The organism is Tistrella mobilis (genome assembly GCF_041468085.1).
In the GTDB taxonomy this organism is placed as follows: Bacteria; Pseudomonadota; Alphaproteobacteria; order Tistrellales; family Tistrellaceae; genus Tistrella; species Tistrella mobilis_A.
Window position 1 is genome coordinate 3,260,085 of the sequence record NZ_CP121017.1, and the last position, 17,115, is coordinate 3,277,199.

10 protein-coding genes are annotated in these 17,115 nt (G+C 69.2%); 5 read left to right on the forward strand and 5 right to left on the reverse strand.

What is annotated here, in order from left to right; all coding sequences use genetic code 11:
• Window position 1: 1 nt before the first annotated feature.
• From P7L68_RS20350 to P7L68_RS20365, 4 genes are read left to right on the forward strand one after another with little or no spacing between them, the layout of a single operon-like run.
• Entirely contained in the window at window positions 2-3,040 is a 3,039-nt protein-coding gene (locus tag P7L68_RS20350) for a bifunctional [glutamine synthetase] adenylyltransferase/[glutamine synthetase]-adenylyl-L-tyrosine phosphorylase (protein WP_372001155.1), read from the forward strand.
• A complete protein-coding gene (locus P7L68_RS20355) occupies window positions 3,037-3,498 on the forward strand; it encodes a peroxiredoxin (protein WP_372001157.1) in 462 nt (153 codons plus the stop codon). The genes P7L68_RS20350 and P7L68_RS20355 overlap by 4 nt, the downstream gene beginning before the upstream one ends.
• Window positions 3,499-3,513: 15 nt before the next feature.
• Window positions 3,514-4,389: a ferritin-like domain-containing protein gene (locus P7L68_RS20360; RefSeq protein ID WP_372001159.1), complete on the forward strand. Its 876-nt coding sequence runs from the start codon at window positions 3,514-3,516 to the stop codon at window positions 4,387-4,389.
• A 35-nt stretch (window positions 4,390-4,424) separates the two neighbouring features.
• The gene (locus tag P7L68_RS20365) at window positions 4,425-4,949 is read left to right on the forward strand and encodes an N-acetyltransferase family protein (protein WP_372001160.1); all 525 of its coding nucleotides are present in this window, start codon (window positions 4,425-4,427) and stop codon (window positions 4,947-4,949) included.
• Between the two features lie 35 nt (window positions 4,950-4,984).
• Here P7L68_RS20365 and P7L68_RS20370 read toward each other — a convergent pair whose 3' ends face one another.
• The 4 genes from P7L68_RS20370 to P7L68_RS20385 all read right to left on the reverse strand — a co-directional run bounded on the left by P7L68_RS20370 (window position 4,985) and on the right by P7L68_RS20385 (window position 11,288).
• Window positions 4,985-6,052, reverse strand: coding sequence for an alpha/beta hydrolase (locus P7L68_RS20370; protein ID WP_372001162.1), 1,068 nt, complete (start codon window positions 6,050-6,052; stop codon window positions 4,985-4,987).
• Window positions 6,052-7,180 (reverse strand): peptide chain release factor 2 gene (prfB, locus tag P7L68_RS20375; protein WP_372001164.1). Its coding sequence is split into 2 segments (ribosomal slippage): window positions 6,052-7,110 and window positions 7,112-7,180, totalling 1,128 coding nucleotides; the frame shifts between segments, so codons are not numbered across the junction. Before prfB ends, P7L68_RS20370 begins: the two co-directional genes overlap by 1 nt.
• 69 nt (window positions 7,181-7,249) lie before the next feature.
• A complete protein-coding gene (locus tag P7L68_RS20380) occupies window positions 7,250-9,790 on the reverse strand; it encodes a penicillin-binding protein 1A (RefSeq protein WP_372001166.1) in 2,541 nt (846 codons plus the stop codon).
• Window positions 9,791-9,995: 205 nt separating this feature from the next.
• Window positions 9,996-11,288: an N-acetylmuramoyl-L-alanine amidase gene (locus P7L68_RS20385; protein WP_372001168.1), complete on the reverse strand. Its 1,293-nt coding sequence runs from the start codon at window positions 11,286-11,288 to the stop codon at window positions 9,996-9,998.
• Window positions 11,289-12,356: 1,068 nt separating this feature from the next.
• On the opposite strand from P7L68_RS20385, the gene P7L68_RS20390 reads away from it, so the two are divergent.
• Entirely contained in the window at window positions 12,357-15,827 is a 3,471-nt protein-coding gene (locus P7L68_RS20390) for a ribonuclease E/G (protein WP_372001170.1), read from the forward strand.
• Window positions 15,828-15,939: 112 nt separating this feature from the next.
• Here the strand turns inward: P7L68_RS20390 and P7L68_RS20395 are convergent, their stop codons facing one another.
• On the reverse strand, window positions 15,940-17,109 hold the full coding sequence (locus tag P7L68_RS20395) for a pyridoxal phosphate-dependent aminotransferase (protein WP_372001172.1): 1,170 nt from the start codon (window positions 17,107-17,109) through the stop codon (window positions 15,940-15,942).
• Window positions 17,110-17,115 lie beyond the last annotated feature (6 nt).

Sequence of the window (17,115 nt, forward strand, 5' to 3'; positions counted from 1 at the left end):
CATGACCGCCGCTTCGCCCCTGCTCGACGCCGCCCCGGGCCATCGCCTGCCGGTCGTGGCCGACCCCGACCGCGCCGCGATCGCCCGCGAGCGCATCCTGGAACGGCTGGGCGAGGCGCAAGGCGATGCGGCAGACGACCTGGCCGCTTTTCGGGCGTTTCTGGAAGATCCGACCGGCCGGCGCCTGATCGACGGCATGGCCTGCGGCAGCGCCTATCTGACCCAGCTTGCGGTGATCGAGGCACCGGTCCTGGCGCGCACCGTGCGCCTCGGCCCCGTGGCGGCCTTCGACGAAATCCGCGCGGGCTTCGACGCGTTGAAACGCCGGGGCGGCACCGAGGCGCAGGTGATGGCGGAACTCCGCCGGCTGAAACGGCGGGCGGCGCTGGTGATCGGGTTGGCCGATCTGGCCGGGATCTGGTCGCTGGCCGAGGTGACCGGCGCCGTCTCCGACACCGCCGAGGCGGCGCTTCAGGCGGCTTTCGCCCATCTGCTGCGCGATGCGGCCAGGCGCGGCGACATCCGGCTGGACAACCCCGAGGATCCGGGGCCGACGAGCGGGCTTTTCGCGCTGGGCATGGGCAAGTTCGGCGCCTGCGAGCTGAACTATTCCTCGGATATCGACCTGATCGTGCTCTACGAGCCCGAGCGGGTACAGATGGCCGACGACCGCCACCCCCAGCCGGTTTTCACCCGCATCGCCCGCGATCTGGTGAAGCTGATGGAGGCGCGCACCGCCGAAGGCTATGTCTTCCGCACCGATCTGCGCCTGCGCCCGGACCCGGCCTCCACGCCGCTCGCCCTTTCGGCAGAGGCCGCCGAAGTCTATTACGAAAGCGTCGGTCAGAACTGGGAACGGGCCGCGATGATCAAGGCGCGGGTGGTGGCCGGCGACGAGACCGCGGGCCAGCTGTTCCTGAAGCGGCTGACACCCTTCGTCTGGCGCAAGAGCCTGGATTTCTACGCCATCGCCGACATCCACTCGATCAAGCGTCAGATCAATGCCCATCGCTCGGGCGACGGGCTGGACCTGCCCGGCCACAATCTGAAGCTCGGCCGCGGCGGCATCCGCGAGATCGAGTTCTTCTGCCAGACCCAGCAGCTGATCTTCGGCGGCCGGTCGCCGGCGCTGAGAGCGCGGGCGACCGAGGCGGCGCTGGATGCGCTGGTAGCCGAACAGCGGGTCGAGGCGCCGGTTGCAGACCGGCTGAAGACCGCCTACCGGCTGCTGCGGACCATCGAGCACCGGCTGCAGATGGTCGACGACGCCCAGACCCATTCCCTGCCCAGAGACGAGGCCGCCTTTGCCCGCGTCGCGGCGTTTTCGGGCTTCGAGGACCCGGCCGAATTCGGCCGGATGCTGCTCGACACGCTGAAGGGGGTGGAGAAGGCCTATGCGGAACTGTTCGACGATGCGCCGGGGCTGGGCACCGCCGAGGGCAACCTGGTCTTCACCGGCACCGAGGACGACCCCGACACGATCGAGACCCTGGAACGGATGGGCTATCGCGAGCCGTCACGCGTGGTGGCCCGCGTGCGCGAATGGCATCGCGGCCGGGTCCGCGCCACCCGCAGCGGCCGCGCCCGTCAGATCCTGACCGAGATCATGCCGGAACTGCTCTCGCGCCTGGGCGGCACCGGCGATCCCGATGCCGCCTTCATGCGCTTCGATGCCTTCCTGGGCGAACTGCCCTCGGGCGTGCAGATCTTCGCGCTGTTCCACAGCAATCCCGAACTGCTGGAACTGGTGGCCGAAGCCATGGGCACGGCGCCCAAACTGTCTGAACAGCTGGCCCGCCGGCCCTCTCTGCTCGAAGCCGTGCTCGACCCCGACTTCTTCTCGGGGCTGGCGACGCCCGAGGCGCTGGCCGCCGATCTGGATCGGGTGCTGTCCCGGGCGATCGATTACGAGGACACGCTGGATCTCACCCGCCGCTGGGCGGGGGAGCGGAAATTCCAGGTGGGGGTGCACATCCTGCGCGGGCTGACCGATGCCGATGCCGCAGCCCCCGTGCTCACCGCCATCGCCGATGCCGTCATCTGCGCCCTGCTGCCGCGGGTGCTGGACGAATTCGCCCAGGCCCATGGCCGGATGCCCGGCGGACGGATCGCGATCCTGGCTCAGGGGCGGCTGGGATCGCGCGAGATGTCGATCGACAGCGACCTGGATCTGGTCGTCGTCTACGACGCCTCGGGCGAGGCCGGATCGGATGGCAGCCGGCCGCTGGGGCCATCGCACTATTATGCCCGCCTTGCCCAGCGTTTCATCTCGGCGATCTCGGCACTGACCGGAGAAGGCCGGCTTTACGAAATCGACACCCGGCTCAGGCCCTCGGGCTCGTCCGGGCCGGTGGCGAGCCATCTGGATGCCTTCCGCCGCTATCACCGCGAGGATGCCTGGACCTGGGAACATATGGCGCTGACCCGCGCCCGGGTGGTGGCCGCCAGCGACGACAGCCTGACACGGGATCTGGACCAGGTGGTGCGCGAGGTGCTGCTCACCCCCCGCGATGCCGACCGGGTGGTGATCGAGGTGGCGGATATGCGCCGCCGGATCGCCCAGGAGCACGGCACCGACGACTGCTGGCAGGTGAAGCATGTCCGCGGCGGGCTGGTCGATCTGGAATTCCTGGCCCAGCAGCTGCAGCTGATCCACGGGCCCGACATGCCCGATCTGCTGCTGGGCGACACGGCCCTGGTGCTCGCCCGGGCGGGGGAGCTGGGGCTGATCGAGGATGGCGCGATGCTCGCCGATGCGGTAAGGCTTCAGCGGCGCATGCTGGGCCTGCTCCGGCTGACCGTCACCGGCCGTTTCGACGGCCGCACCGCCCCTCCGGGGCTGATCGCGGCCCTCGCCCGCGCCGCGCGCCTCGACGAGGGCGCGGATGCCGGGGCGATCGGTGATGTGCTCCGCTCTTGCCAGGCGCGTGTGCACGCCCATTTCGACCGCTACGTCACCGATGCCGCCGCCCGGGTGAAGGCCGAAGGTGCGGCGGATGCCGGGGCGGACCCCAAGACCGCGATGGAGACGAAACGATGATCGAGGAAGGCGCCAAGGCCCCGGATTTCACCATGCCCACCGATGGCGGCGGCGAGGTGTCGCTGGCCGCCCTCGCGGGCAAGACGGTGGTGCTCTATTTCTACCCGCGCGACGACACGCCCGGCTGCACCAAAGAGGCCTGCGCCTTCCGCGACCTGCATCCGGCGCTGGAAAAGCTGGATGCGGTGGTGATCGGCGTGTCGAAGGACAGCGTCGCCGCCCATGACAGGTTCAAGGCCAAATACGGTCTGAACTTCCCGCTGGCCGCCGATACCGACGGCGCGGTCTGCGACGCCTATGGCGTCTGGGTCGAGAAGAACATGTATGGCCGCAAATCGATGGGCATCGAGCGCAGCACCTTCCTGATCGACGGCACCGGCACCGTGCGGAAGATCTGGCGCAAGGTGAAGGTCGACGGCCATGCCGAGGCCGTGAAGGCGGCCATCGACGCGCTCTGACGGGTGACGCATCCCGTGACCACAACTGCCTTCATCCCCGCCGCCATCGGGGTTCTGCTGACCGCGGAGCCCCGCGCCAAGGCCGCCGCGGCGCGGGCGCTGGCGGCGGACTGGCGGGCCGGACGCCTGGCCGCCCCGACCATGGCCAGCCCGACGGACACCGGGGCGGCGGCATTGCCGCTGCGCCCGGCCCGGCCCGAGCGCCCGGTTCTGCTGCCACCTTCGCGCATGCCCAAGCGCGGCCGCGGCGGCAGCGTCGCCAGCCGGGTGCGGCTGCTGCATGCGCTGGCCCATATCGAGTTCAACGCCATCGATCTTGCGGTCGACATGGCGGCACGCTTCGGGGCGGAAATCGACGCGGAGGAGGCGGTGTGCCGGCGCTTCGTCGACGACTGGATCGGCATCGCCGACGACGAGGCCCGCCATTTCGGCCTGGTCGCCGACCGGCTGGAGGCGCTGGGCGCGACCTATGGCGACCTGCCCGCCCATGACGGGCTGTGGGAGGCGGCGATGGCAACCGCCCATGACATGACCGGCCGGCTGGCGGTGGTGCCGATGGTGCTGGAGGCCCGCGGCCTGGACGTGACCCCCGACATGATCCGCCGGCTGGACGACGTCGGCGACACGGTCTCGGCCGATGCGCTGCGCGTGATCTATCGGGACGAGGTCGGCCATGTCGCCGCCGGGCTGCGCTGGCTGACCCATGTCGCGACCGCCCGCGGCACCACCGCCCGCGCCCTGTTCCACGACCGGGTCCGCCACCTGTTCCCCGGCCGGGTGAAGCCGCCCTTCAACGCCGAAGCCCGCGCCCGCGCCGGCATGGTGCCGGAAGACTACGAGCCGCTGGCGGAGATGCGCGACCAGACGGCGCATGCCACACCCCTGCCCTGACGGCTGTTACATCACGACATCGGACGATCCGGACCATGCTTATCCGCGACGCGGCTGCCGCCGACCTGCCCGGCATTCTTGTCATCTATAACGACGCCGTGGCCAACACCACCGCGATCTGGAACGAACGCCTGGCGACGCTCGACGATCGCGGCCTGTGGCTCGCCGCACGCCGCGACGCCGGCTATCCGGTTCTGGTGGTCGAAGACGACGCGATCGAGGGCGGGGTTGCCGGCTATGCGAGCTTCGGCGACTGGCGGCCCTTCGACGGCTATCGCCACACGGTCGAACATTCGGTCTATGTTCACCCCGATGCCCGCGGCCGCGGGCTGGGCCGGGCGCTGATGGAAGCCCTGATCGACCGGGCGATTCAGGCCGGCAAGCATGTGATGGTGGCCGGCATCGATGCCGGCAACACCGCTTCGCTGGATCTGCACCGCCGGCTGGGCTTCACGGAAACCGGCCGCCTGCCCCAGGTCGGCGCCAAATTCGGTCGCTGGCTGGACCTGGTGTTCATGCAGCGCCGGCTGTCGGAACGGGCGGTGCCGCCGGAGATGTGATCGGGCTTTCAAGCCCGTCTGCGGGCGTCCGAGCCCTATTTGACCGGCGGCCCGGAGGGCGTGGCGCCGCTGCCTGCGAAGGCCGAGATCAGCATGGCCACCCGCGGATCCGGCCTGAGCCCCGGGGTGGTATAGGCGGCGATGTTGGCCGCCCGTTCGGCCGGGGCCGGTTTCAGCACGTGGTTGAGGCCGGCCAGGATCTCGATCCGTGTGCCCCTGGGACGGCCGGCTGCCAGGCGTCGGGCATCGGCGGTGGTGACCTGAAGATCGCGATCGCCCTGCAGGATCAGCACCGGCCCGGCGAAGCCTTCCAGCACCGTCGCCGGGTCGATGCCCAGCCACGAGATCAGATAGGGCTGAACCGAGGGGCGAAACAACGGCGCCAGTTCCAGCGGCACATCCGCCACGTTCCGGCCCGCGGTGAGTTGGGCGAGGATCCGGCCGGCCCGGCGGCGCAGATCGTCGGGCATCGGCGCCTGGGCGAGCTGACGTTCCAGCGTGCGGACCGCAGGCTCCCCCGGCGTCGCCGCCAGCACGATGGCATCGGGTGCCTCGCGCCGTGCCGCCAGCAGGGCGATCAACCCGCCCTCGCTGTGGCCGAGCACGATCACCGGCGCATCGCCGGCCAGCTTGCGTGCGGCACGGACCCATTGCGCGGCATCGGCCGCCAGCAGATCGATGGTCATCAGCGCCTCGTCGGCAATCGCCGTCCGGCTGGCGCCGATACCGCGCTTGTCGACGCGCAGGCTGGCAACGCCCCGCACGGCCAGATCCTCCGCCAGCATGCGCAGCAGATCGGTGCGCAGCCCCGGCTGGTTGCCGTCACGATCGGTGGGGCCGGACCCGGCCAGCATCAGCACCACCGGCAGCACGGCATCGGCACCGGCGGCACAGGGAAAGCCGAAACTGCCGACCAGATCGGCCGGCCGGCCGGCCGGCTCCTTCGCCGCCGGAACCGGGGCCTTGATGGCGATCTGACGCTCACACAGGGCCTGGGCCGGCATCGCCGGCTGCGCCCGTGCCGGGGCCTGAAACGACACGACCGCGGCGAGCAAAGCCGCCGCGGTCGCAAGGCGTCCGGTTGTCCGGAAGCGGGCCGTCATCAGTCGAGATCGCCGACATCGCCGGAGGTGCCCTCGACCCTGGCCGACAGCGCCGCCTGCATGAAGGCATCGAGGTCGCCGTTCAGCACCGCCTGGGTGTTGCCGGTCTCGACGCCGGTGCGCAGATCCTTGACCATCTGGTAGGGGTGCAGCACGTAGGAGCGGATCTGATGACCCCAGCCGATATCGGTCTTGGCATCCGCCTCGGCCTGGGCCTTTTCTTCCCGCATCCGGAGTTCACGCTCGTAAAGGCGTGCCTTCAGCATGCCCATGGCGGTGGCGCGGTTCTTGTGCTGCGACCGGTCCTGCTGGCACTGCACCACGATACCGGTGGGCACATGGGTGATGCGGATGGCGCTGTCCGTCCGGTTGACGTGCTGGCCACCGGCACCCGAGGCCCGGTAGGTATCGATGCGCAGATCCTTGTCCAGGATCTCGATGTCGATCGAGTCGTCGATCACCGGATAGACATGGACGGCGGCAAAACTGGTCTGGCGCCGTGCCTGACTGTCGAAGGGCGAGATGCGCACCAGACGATGGACGCCGGTCTCGGTCTTGGTCCAGCCGAAGGCGTTCTGACCCTTGATCAGCAGGGTCGCCGATTTGATGCCCGCCTCTTCACCGTCGGTCTCTTCGACCAGCTCGGTCTTGTAGCCATGCGCTTCCGCCCAGCGCGTGTACATGCGCAGCAGCATCAGCGCCCAGTCCTGGCTTTCGGTACCGCCGGCGCCGGCATGAACTTCCAGATAGGTGTCGTTGCCGTCCACCTCGCCCGAGAGCAGGCTTTCGACCTTGAGCTTCAGAAGCTCGTCGAGCAGGCGGGCAAGCGATGCCTGCGCCTCGTCGACGACACTGTCATCATCTTCCATCTCGCCCAGTTCGGCGAGTTCGAGATCGTCGCGGAACGCCTGTTCCAGCTTGCGGTAGCGATCGATGGCACCTTCAAGCTGGGTGCGTTCGCGCATCACCTTCTGCGCGCGCGCCGGGTCATCCCAGAGCTTCGGATCTTCGGAGAGGGCGTTCAGCTCGTCGAGCCGGATGAGCGCGTTCTCCCAGTCAAAGATACCTCCTCAGCAGACCAAAGGTCTGCTCGATCTCGTCGGCGAGCGACTTGATCTCGGCGCGCATACGCACGTCCTCCCGTTGATGATGATGGCGGCGCGAATGGCGCCGCCCTTGACGGTCTGGCGGCCCCGATCAGTAGAGGCCGCCCGGTGCCGGCGCCGAGGCGCCGCCATAGGGGTTAGAGGGCCGTGCCGGCAGGTTGCCGCCGGTGCCCGCACCGGCGCCCGGATCGCCATAGGTGCCGTAGTCGTCCTGCATGCCCGAAACCATGGTCGGCTCGGTGCCGGGCTTGAACGCCTCGGTGATCACCGTCGCCGTATCGGCGCCCGGCAGCAGGCCGGTCTTGGCGTCGACGCGCACCAGACGGATGCCGCTGGGGGTGCGGAACGGCGTCGCCGGTGCATCGGCGAGGGCGCCCTTCATGAAGTCCACCCAGATCGGCAGCGCCGCAGAGGCACCCTGCTCGTTATCGCCGAGCGAACGCGGCGTGTCAAAGCCGACATAGACCCCCACCACCAGGTCGGGGCTGAAGCCCATGAACCAGGCGTCGAAGCTGTCATTGGTGGTGCCGGTCTTGCCGGCGAGCGGCTTGCCGATCGAGGCGGCCCGGCGGCCGGTGCCGCGCTGGATCACGCCTTCCATGACATGCACCAGCTGATAGGCGTCGAGCGGGTTCAGCACCTGCTCTCGCGTGTCGGGCAGCACCGGCGGCTGCAGGCCGGGCTGCCATTCCGGCACCGAGCAGTTCTCGCAGGGACGCTCGTCGCGGCGGAAGATGGTCCGGCCGTCGCGGTCCTGAATGCGCTCGATCAGCGCCGGATGGATCTGTTTGCCGCCGTTGACCACCATGGCATAGGCGGTGGCGAGGCGCATGAGCGTGGTTTCGCCGGCACCGAGTGCCGTGGAGAGATAGGGCGGCCAGTCGCCGATGCCGAGCCGGCGGGCGATTTCCGAGATCGACTCGGCGCCAAGATCGCGGGCGAGACGCACGGTCATCAGATTGCGCGACTGTTCGACGCCGACGCGCAGCGTCGAGGGACCATAGAAACGGCCGCTGTAGTTCTTCGGCCGCCAGGTGTCGAGACCGGCCCCCTGTTCCAGCGCAAGCGGGGCATCCTGCACGATCGATGCCGGCGTCCAGCCATGTTCGAAAGCCGAAAGATAGACGAAGGGCTTGAACGCGGAGCCCGGCTGGCGCTGGGCCTGGGTGACGCGGTTGAACTCGCTGGCGGCAAAGTTGAAGCCGCCGGTCATCGCCAGCACCCGGCCGTTATGCGGGTTCATCGCCACCAGACCACCCGAAACATCGGGCACCTGGGCCAGCTTGAGCGCATCGGCCGCCGCCTTCGGTGCCGGTGCCTCGCCATCCTCGGCGCGGCGGCCCGCCTCTGCCGCCACCTCGGTCGGGTCGTTGGCCGGGGCCACGACCACGATGTCGCCCGCGCTCACCACCTCGTCCACCGCGCGGATCGCCGGGCCGCGCCGGTCGACCGAGACGTATTTCCGTGCCCATTTGACCGCGTCGAGGTCGAGCGTACCGGCAGCACCATCGGCGAAGATCAGCTTCGCGGCCTTGGCGCCCGCCTCCGTGACCAGCGCATAGCGCCAGCCCGGCACCAGCGGCTTGTCGCGCCCCAGATCCTCCAGCCGCTTGCGGGCGGCCTCGATATCGCCGGTGGCGACGCCGCTCTGCACCGGGCCGCGATAGCCGTGGCGGCGGTCGTAAGAGACCAGCCCGTCGCGCAGCGTCTTGTCCGCCAGCGCCTGAAGCTTCGGATCGACGGTGGTCATCACCGTCAGACCGCCTTCATAAAGTTCATCCGAGCCGAAGCGCTGGGCGATCTCGCGGCGCACCTCCTCGACGAAATAATCGGCGCGGGCCTGGTCTTCGCCGCCGCGCGGCCGGGTGACCAGCGGCCGGGCTTCGGCCGCCCGGGCCTCGTCGGCCGAGAGATAGCCGTCCTCGGCCATGCGGCTCAGCACCCAGTCGCGACGGGCCTTGGCCGCATCGGCGCGGCGGACCGGATTGTAGTTGTTCGGGGCCTTGGGCAGGGCCGCGAGATAGGCCGCCTCTTCCGCCGTCAGCTCGTCGAGCGACTTGTCGAAATAGGCGAGCGCCGCCGCCGCGACGCCATAGGCGCCATAGCCCAGATAAATCTCGTTCAGATAGAGTTCGAGAATATGATCCTTGGTGAAGGCGCGCTCGATCCTGAGCGAGAGCAGCGCCTCCTTGACCTTGCGCTCGATCGACACCTCGTTGGTCAGCAGGAAATTCTTCGCCACCTGCTGGGTGATTGTCGAGGCGCCGATCGGCCGGCGGTCACTTGCCAGATTGTCGATATTGGTGACCGCAGCACGCAGGATCGCGACCACGTCGATGCCCGGATGGGTGTAGAAATTCTGGTCTTCTGCCGCGATGAAGGCATGTTTGACCACATCCGGAATCGCATCGATCGGCACGAAGACGCGCTTCTCGCGGGCATATTCATCCAGCAGACGGCCGTCACCGGCATAGATCCGGGTCACGGTCGGCGGCTTGTAATCGGCCAGCTGCTCGAAATCGGGCAGATCGCCGTCATACATGGTGACGCCGTAATACAGCGCCGCGCCGCCAGCGATGGCGAGCAGGACGATGCCGGTCAGGAGAAAACCGAGCAGACGGATCAGGCTCATCGGCTGTGCAACGCCGCGGGCCAGGGCCGGCGGCTCCCATATGGTTGACGGGCGGGGCCAGCGGACGGAAACGCCCCTGGTCGCGGAGCCGGAGTGTGGCCGCGCAGGGCGCCCGCGTCAATCGCAGGGGCACCATGCCCGCCCTGCAAGCCACGCAAATGACACGGCATAAGACGGCTGGGGCACCGCGCGCGCTCGGGCGGGCTCAGAGGCGGCTCCAGGTCTGCTCGCCGGCAAAGAACTGGTCGATCGCCCCCGCGATGCCGCGGGCGAGCTTCGCGCGATGCGCGGGGTCCTGAAGCACTTTCTCGTCCTGACGGTTGGACAGGAAACCGGTCTCGATCAGCACCGACGGCATGTCCGGGGCCTTGAGCACGGCGAAGCCGGCCGACCGGACCGGCTTGGTCAGCAGTTCGGTATGCGGCTGAACCTGGCCGATGACATGGCCTGCAAAGCGCGCCGACAGGTTCATGGTCTCGCGCCGGGCCAGATCGATCAGGATCGAGGTGACCTCGGCGCTCTCCGTCGAAAGATCGACGCCGGCGATCAGGTCGGACTTGTTTTCGCTGTCGGCCAGCTGGGCCGCAACGCCGTCGGACGCCCGTTCCGACAGGGTGTAGATCGACAGGCCGCGGGTGCGCGGATTCTGCACCGAGTCGGCATGGATCGAGATGAACAGCTCCGCCTGGGCGGCACGGGCGATGGCAACCCGGTCGCGCAGCCGGATGAAGATGTCGCGGTCGCGGGTCAGCACGGCCTTGTAGCGGCCGGTCTTCTCAAGCTCCTGGGCCAGGGCCTTGGCCATGGCGAGCGTGATCGACTTCTCCTGCACGCCGGTGATGCCGATCGCGCCCGGATCGATGCCGCCATGGCCGGCATCGATGGCGACGATCCGCCGGCCGTCGGTCCGGGCGCGCGGCCGGGCCGCATCGGGCACGATCGGCGCTGCGGCAACGGCTGCCTGGCCCGCGGGCGGCTGCGGGGCGGCGGCGACCTTGGTGCCGTCGAACCGGTCTTCCGGTTCCCCCTTCAGCGTGGTCCGGGCGAAGGATTGCGCCGAGGTGCGCGACAGATCGACCACGAAACGCGGCGGCAGCCCGTCCTGGGCCGGCAGCACGAACATCGAATCGATCTGGGATGGCTGGGAAAGGTCGAGCACCATGCGGTAGACGCCGGGTTCGAACAGGCCGACGCGATAGCGCGCGATCAGCCCGGCCCCGGAATTCTCGCCCTTGTCGAGGATCTGCCAGTCCAGGTTGCGGAAATCGATCACCACCCGGTCGGGGCCCGACAGGGTGAAGGCGCGGAAATCCACCCGGCGATCCAGATCGATCACCAGCCGGGTCTTGTCGGGATGCATGCCGAAGCGCAGGCCGACCGCGCGGGCGGTTTCGGCGGCGGCCGCCTCTTCCGGACCGATGCCCGGCAGCGGCCCGGCAATCACCGAGACCAGCGCCAGCAGGCAGACCAGCATCCAGCCGACGACACGTTTCGCCATCCGGCCCGGCCGGGACGGCGGCGCAGCGGAGACGCGGCAAAAATGGTCGGCGGTCTGGCGAATGGCAGGCGCGGACATGTGACGGCTCCAGGAGGCGTCGGCGGCTGATCCTCTGACCGGCCGCGCCGCCCGAAAACCGCCCGAAAACGGGCAGCTCCGATGACACCGCAACCAGCGACTCCTTCGTTTTATAGGCGGAAGTCGCCCAATCTTTCAATGCGTTTATCCATGTTGTTGGCACCGGGGGTGAACTCGGACAAATGGTTGTGTCCGCCGGGAGACTCCCGCCCCTCCGATCCCCGGCCGGATGCGGCTGCCGCAGGGCGCGTCCGTGTGGCCGCATGCGCGCGCAACACGCGCTTGCCCTGTCGCCGGATTGCAACAGCGCGATTGTGGAAGGGCTCCGACCTGTTCTATAGTGCGGCCGCGCGTTCCGCTTCGGTCACCGGCACCTCTCGTATCAGAGAGAGGCCTTCTGCCGGACGGGTCGTGCCGGAATTCCGTATGGCCGGAGGCATCGGACCGAGTTTATCGGACCGCGCCGCTCCGGGAGGGAGCATCCCCCGGCCGACGGTTGAACCCGCCGCGAGGCAGGACGACGACGACCCAGGGCATGCCGGCCTCGCATCATGCGTGGCCAGGCCGGCCGGCGGAGAGCGAAATCCTTGTGACGCGGTGGCGGAGCGGAGTGTGCGGCAATTACGCGGTGCGCCCCCCCGACCAACAAGGAACGGTCATGAACGACGCGCGCGGTTTCGCGCAGAGCGTCGGTCGCGCGGACCCTGAGGCGTCTTCTGATGCCACATCCGTCTGAGCGTCCGGTGCACAGCCTGAGAGGCTACAGCTGCCGCCGATCGCTCGGCGGTACGCGTTCCGTCGTCTTCGCGCCGTTTCCCTGCCATCCGACACCGGGCCTGACCGTGCCGCCTGCCGCCGCTGCCTTCACCGGCACCGGCGCAGCCGACGGCCGCAGCCCCGTGCGTCGTTCCTCCAAATCCTGCCCGACGGATCTGCGCCGCCTGACGATGGCCGGCGCCCGTTGCGGTCATATCCGGAGTTCCACGCTCGATGACGAAGCGTATGCTGATCGACGCGAACCACCCCGAAGAGATGCGGGTGGTCGTCACCAACGGCAACCGGCTTGAAGAATTCGATTTCGAAACCTCGACCAAGAAGCAGCTGAAGGGGAACATCTATCTCGCCAAGGTGACCCGGGTCGAGCCGTCGCTCCAGGCCGCATTCGTCGATTATGGCGGAAACCGGAACGGCTTCCTGGCCTTCAGCGAGATCCACCCCGACTACTTCCAGATCCCGCTGGCGGATCGCGAGGCGCTGGTCCGCGAGGTCGAGAAGGCGGCACGAGAGGATGCCGAGCGCGAGGCGCGTGCCGATGCCGGCGAAGGCCCCGAGATCGAGGAAGTCGGCGGTTCCGACGTCGACGACATCGCGGCCGGCGGTGCCAGCCGGCGGCGGCTGCAGCCGCATCGCCAGTACAAGATCCAGGAAGTCATCAAGAAGCGGCAGCTGATCCTGGTTCAGGTGGCCAAGGAAGAGCGCGGCACCAAGGGTGCGGCCCTGACCAGCTATATTTCGCTGGCCGGCCGCTATTGCGTGCTGATGCCGAACACGCCCAATGGCGGTGGCATCTCGCGCAAGATTTCGGATGCCCGCACCCGCAAGAAGCTGCGCGAGACCCTGACCGAGCTGGGCACCCCCGCCGGCATGAGCGTGGTGCTGCGCACCGCCGGCGCCGAGCGCACCAAGACCGAGATCAAGCGCGACTATGAATACCTTTCGCGGCTGTGGGACGACATCCGCGAGCGCACCCTGTCGTCGCGCGCCCCGGCCCTGATCTATGAAGAGGCCGATATCATCAAGCGGTCGATCCGCGACATCTATTCCAACGACATCGACGAACTGCTGGTCGAGGGCGGCGACGGCTATCGCGCCGCGAAGGAGTTCATGCGGATGCTGATGCCCAGCCGCGCGCGGCTGGTGAAGCAGTATGGCGACCGCATCCCCCTCTTCCACCGCTACCAGGTCGAAACCCAGCTCGCCTCGATGCACTCCCCCACCGTGCGCCTGCCCTCGGGCGGCTATGTGGTGATCAATCAGACCGAGGCGCTGGTCGCGATCGACGTCAATTCGGGCCGCTCCACCCGCGAGCGGAACATCGAGGAGACCGCGCTCAAGACCAATCTTGAGGCCGCCGACGAGGTCGCCCGCCAGCTGCGCCTGCGCGACCTGGCCGGGCTGATCGTCATCGACTTCATCGACATGGACGACCGCAAGAACAACCGTGCGGTCGAACGGCGCCTGAAGGAGGCGATGAAGGCCGATCGCGCCCGCATCCAGCTGGGCCGGATCAGCGGTTTCGGCCTGCTGGAACTGTCGCGCCAGCGGCTGCGCCCGTCGCTGATCGAGGCCAGCACCATGCAGTGCCCGCATTGCGGCGGCACCGGCCTGGTGCGGTCGGTGGAGAGCACGGCGCTTGCCGCCCTGCGTGCGGTGGAAGAGGAAGGCATCCGCGAACGTACCGAAGAGCTGGTGCTGCGCGTGCCGACCGAGGTTGCGCTCTACATCTTCAACCACAAGCGCGACATGCTGGCGGATATCGAGGCCCGCTACGTCTTCCGCGTGGTGGTGGAGGCCGCCGACAATCTGACGCCGCCCATGCCTTATGAGCTGGAGCGCACCCGTCAGCGCAAGGAAGGTGAGATCCCCGAGCGGCCGGCAACCGCCGAGCGCCCGGTGACCGCCGAATCCTCCGCCGCCGCCGCCGATGCCGATGCCGCCCGCATCGCCGCCGAGGTCGCGGAAGCCGAGGCCGAGGAAGAGGCGATGGCCGAGGAAGAGGCCGCCGCCGAAGCCCGCAGCGAGGCCGCAGCCGAGCCCCGGCCCGAGGCCGACAGCCAGAGCGAGGAAGAGCGGAACCGCCGCAAGCGGCGCCGCCGGTCGCGCCGGCGCAAGCGGCGTGACGACGAGACCCTGTCGGCCGCCGAGGGCGACGATCAGACCGACGCCGAGGGCGATGATCAGGACGAGACCGACGGCGAGACCGACGCCTCGGACACTGACGCCTCGGACACTGGCGCCTCGGACACTGGCGCCTCGGGCACGGAAGCCGTGGCCGGCGGCGAGAGCGCCGAAGAGGCCCGGACTGCCGAGGAGAATGGCCGCCGCCGTCGCCGGCGTCGCCGGCGCCGGCCGGGCAATGGCGAGGCCCGCACCGACGTCCAGGCTGCCGATGACGACAATGGGGACGCGGACGCGGCAGATGATGCGGTGACCGAAGCCGAGGCCGAGGCCCCGGTGGCGGCGGCCGAAATCGTCGAGCCGGTGACCGAAGATGCTGCGGCAGAGGCCCCGGTGGCGGAAGCCTCGGTGACCGAAGCTCCTGCGGCCGAAGCTGCCGAAGCCGAAGAGGGTCGCGGCCGTCGCCGTCGCCGTCGCCGGCGGCAGCCCGACGTCGATGCAGTGGCGGAGGTCGAGGCGGTGGCCGAGGCCGAAGCCGCCCCGGCACCGGTGAGCGACACGGCACCGGCCGAAGCCGCCGCGGATGAAGCGGCGGTCGACGAGGAACCGGTCGAGGCAGCCCGCGCTGACGAGGTGCCGGCTGAAGCGGCTCAGGCTGAAGACGTGGAGGCCGAAGACGGGCAGGCCGAAGACGGCGTGGTGGCGGAACAGGCGCCGGCTGAAGAGGCAGCGGCCACCGGGCATCCCGCTGCGGAGCCCGAGGCCGTCGGTGCCGATCTGGTGCCGGAAGCCGATGCCGTGGTCGTGGCCGATGCGGTGGTGGCCGAAGAGCCGGTCGCCGCGGCGCCCGAGAAGCCGAAGCGCCGCCGCAAGGTGAAGGCGGAGACCGAAGCCGAGGCACCCGCCGAGGCCGAGGCTGCGCCGAAGCCGAGCCGTCGCCGCAAGGTGGCCGGGACCGCCGCAGACGCCCCGGCCGATGCCGAGGTGGTTGCGGAAGAGGCCCCCGTCCGCAAGCGGGCGACGCGCGCCAAGGCGACGACGACCAAGGCTGCGACCACCAGAACCGCTGCGGCCAAGACCGCCAAGGCGGCAACCCCGGCCAAGACCACCCGCACCCGTAAGGCCAAGGCGGCCGAGCCGGTGGAGGGTGCGGCCGCCGAGGCACCGAAGCCGCGCCGCCGCCGCAAGGCGGAGCCTGCGGTGGAGGCGGCCGAGCCGGCCCTGGTCGTGACCGCCGTGGAAACCGGCGCCGAGCCGCCGGTGATCGACGGGCCGGCCGCCGCCGCGGTGGCCGAAGCCGCCGAGGCCCCGGCTGCCCCGCTGGAGCCGCCCTTCCGCGAGGACGCCACCACCGAACCGGCCACCGCCACCGAACCGACCACCGCCACCGAACCGACCACCGCCACCGAACCGACCACCGCCACCGAAACCGCGGCGGAAACCGGTACGGATGCCGCACCGCAGCCGGCCGGCGACGACGAGCCGGCGGTGACGGTGATCGAGGCCGAAGGTGCGCCCGCGCGCCCGCGCCGCGGCTGGTGGGCCTCTCGCGGCCGCAGCTGACCACCCGGATCCGGAGCCGGCCCCAGGCCGGCTCCGGCCACGGACAAAAACAGGGGCCGCCGGTCGAACCGGCGGCCCCTGTTTTTTGTCCGGGCAGCTGTCGTCCGTCTGGTCAGGCGACCTTGCCGACGCCGAAACTGCGGCGCATCCAGCCATCCAGCCGGTCGACCACCTGCACCATCTCTTCGGTCGCCCCGGCAAAGGCCATGCGCAGATAGTGATGGCCCTTGAACGGGTCGAAATCGACGCCGGGGGTGGCGGCGATGCCGGCTTCGTGCAGCATGCGACGGCAGAAATCGATGCTGTCGGTGCTGTAGTCGGAAATGTCGGCCCAGACATAGAAGGCGCCGTCGATCGGCGCGATCCGTCCGAGCCCGACCTTGGGCAGGCCGTCGAGCAGGATCCGGCGGTTTTCGGCATAGCGCTGTACCGCGATCCCGGCCTCTTCATAACCGTCGAAAGCGGCCGTGGCGGCGATCTGGGCAACGGCCGAGGGCGAGAGGAAGAAGTTCTGCGCCAGCTTTTCGGCCGTGCGGGCCATGTCTTCCGGCACCACCATCCAGCCCATGCGCCAGCCGGTCATGGCGAAATACTTCGAGAAGCTGTTCACCACGATCGGCGCCTGAGAGAAGTTCAGCGCGCTGCGGGTGGGCGCACCATAGGTCAGACCGTGATAGATCTCGTCCGAGATCAGCGTGATGCCCTTCGCTTCGCAATAGCGCACCAGAGCTTCCAGCTCTTCCGGCTTCAGCGTGGTGCTGGTCGGGTTGGAGGGGCTGGCGACGATCAGCCCGTCGATCGGCTTCTCCAGCGCCTCCAGATGGGCGATGGTCGGCTGAAAGCGGCTTTCGGGCCCGGTCTCGATCGACACGACCTCGATATCGAGCGCCTTCAGCACATTGCGGTACGAGGTATAGCCCGGCTCCGCCATCGCCACCCGCGCCCCGGCATCGAAAGCCGCCAGGAAGGCGATGGTGAAGCAGCCCGAGGCACCATGGGTGATCAGGATGCGCTCGATCGGAATCTCAAGCCCGTACCACGACCGGTAATGCTCGGCGATCCGCCGGCGCAGCGCCGGCTGCCCGGCCCCCTCGGTATAGCCGAAGGCCGGACCGTCAAGCGCGGCGCGGGCTGCACGGATCGCCGGCGCAGGCGCGCCGGTCGACGGCTGGCCGACTTCCATATGGATGATGTGACGGCCGGCGGCCTCAAGCGCATTCGCTTCAGCCAGCACCTCCAGCGCGTGGAACGGAGGGATCTGCGAGCGACGGGAAACGGGCATGGAATG

Bases quoted from the DNA above. Each gene is read 5' to 3' on its own strand.
- P7L68_RS20390 (WP_372001170.1), top strand. From the start codon at position 12,357: ATGACGAAGCGTATGCTGATCGACGCGAACCACCCCGAAGAGATGCGG.
- P7L68_RS20350 (WP_372001155.1), top strand. From the start codon at position 2: ATGACCGCCGCTTCGCCCCTGCTCGACGCCGCCCCGGGCCATCGCCTG.
- P7L68_RS20355 (WP_372001157.1), top strand. From the start codon at position 3,037: ATGATCGAGGAAGGCGCCAAGGCCCCGGATTTCACCATGCCCACCGAT.
- P7L68_RS20395 (WP_372001172.1), bottom strand. From the start codon at position 17,109: ATGCCCGTTTCCCGTCGCTCGCAGATCCCTCCGTTCCACGCGCTGGAG.
- P7L68_RS20385 (WP_372001168.1), bottom strand. From the start codon at position 11,288: ATGGCGAAACGTGTCGTCGGCTGGATGCTGGTCTGCCTGCTGGCGCTG.
- P7L68_RS20370 (WP_372001162.1), bottom strand. From the start codon at position 6,052: ATGACGGCCCGCTTCCGGACAACCGGACGCCTTGCGACCGCGGCGGCT.
- P7L68_RS20365 (WP_372001160.1), top strand. From the start codon at position 4,425: ATGCTTATCCGCGACGCGGCTGCCGCCGACCTGCCCGGCATTCTTGTC.
- P7L68_RS20380 (WP_372001166.1), bottom strand. From the start codon at position 9,790: ATGAGCCTGATCCGTCTGCTCGGTTTTCTCCTGACCGGCATCGTCCTG.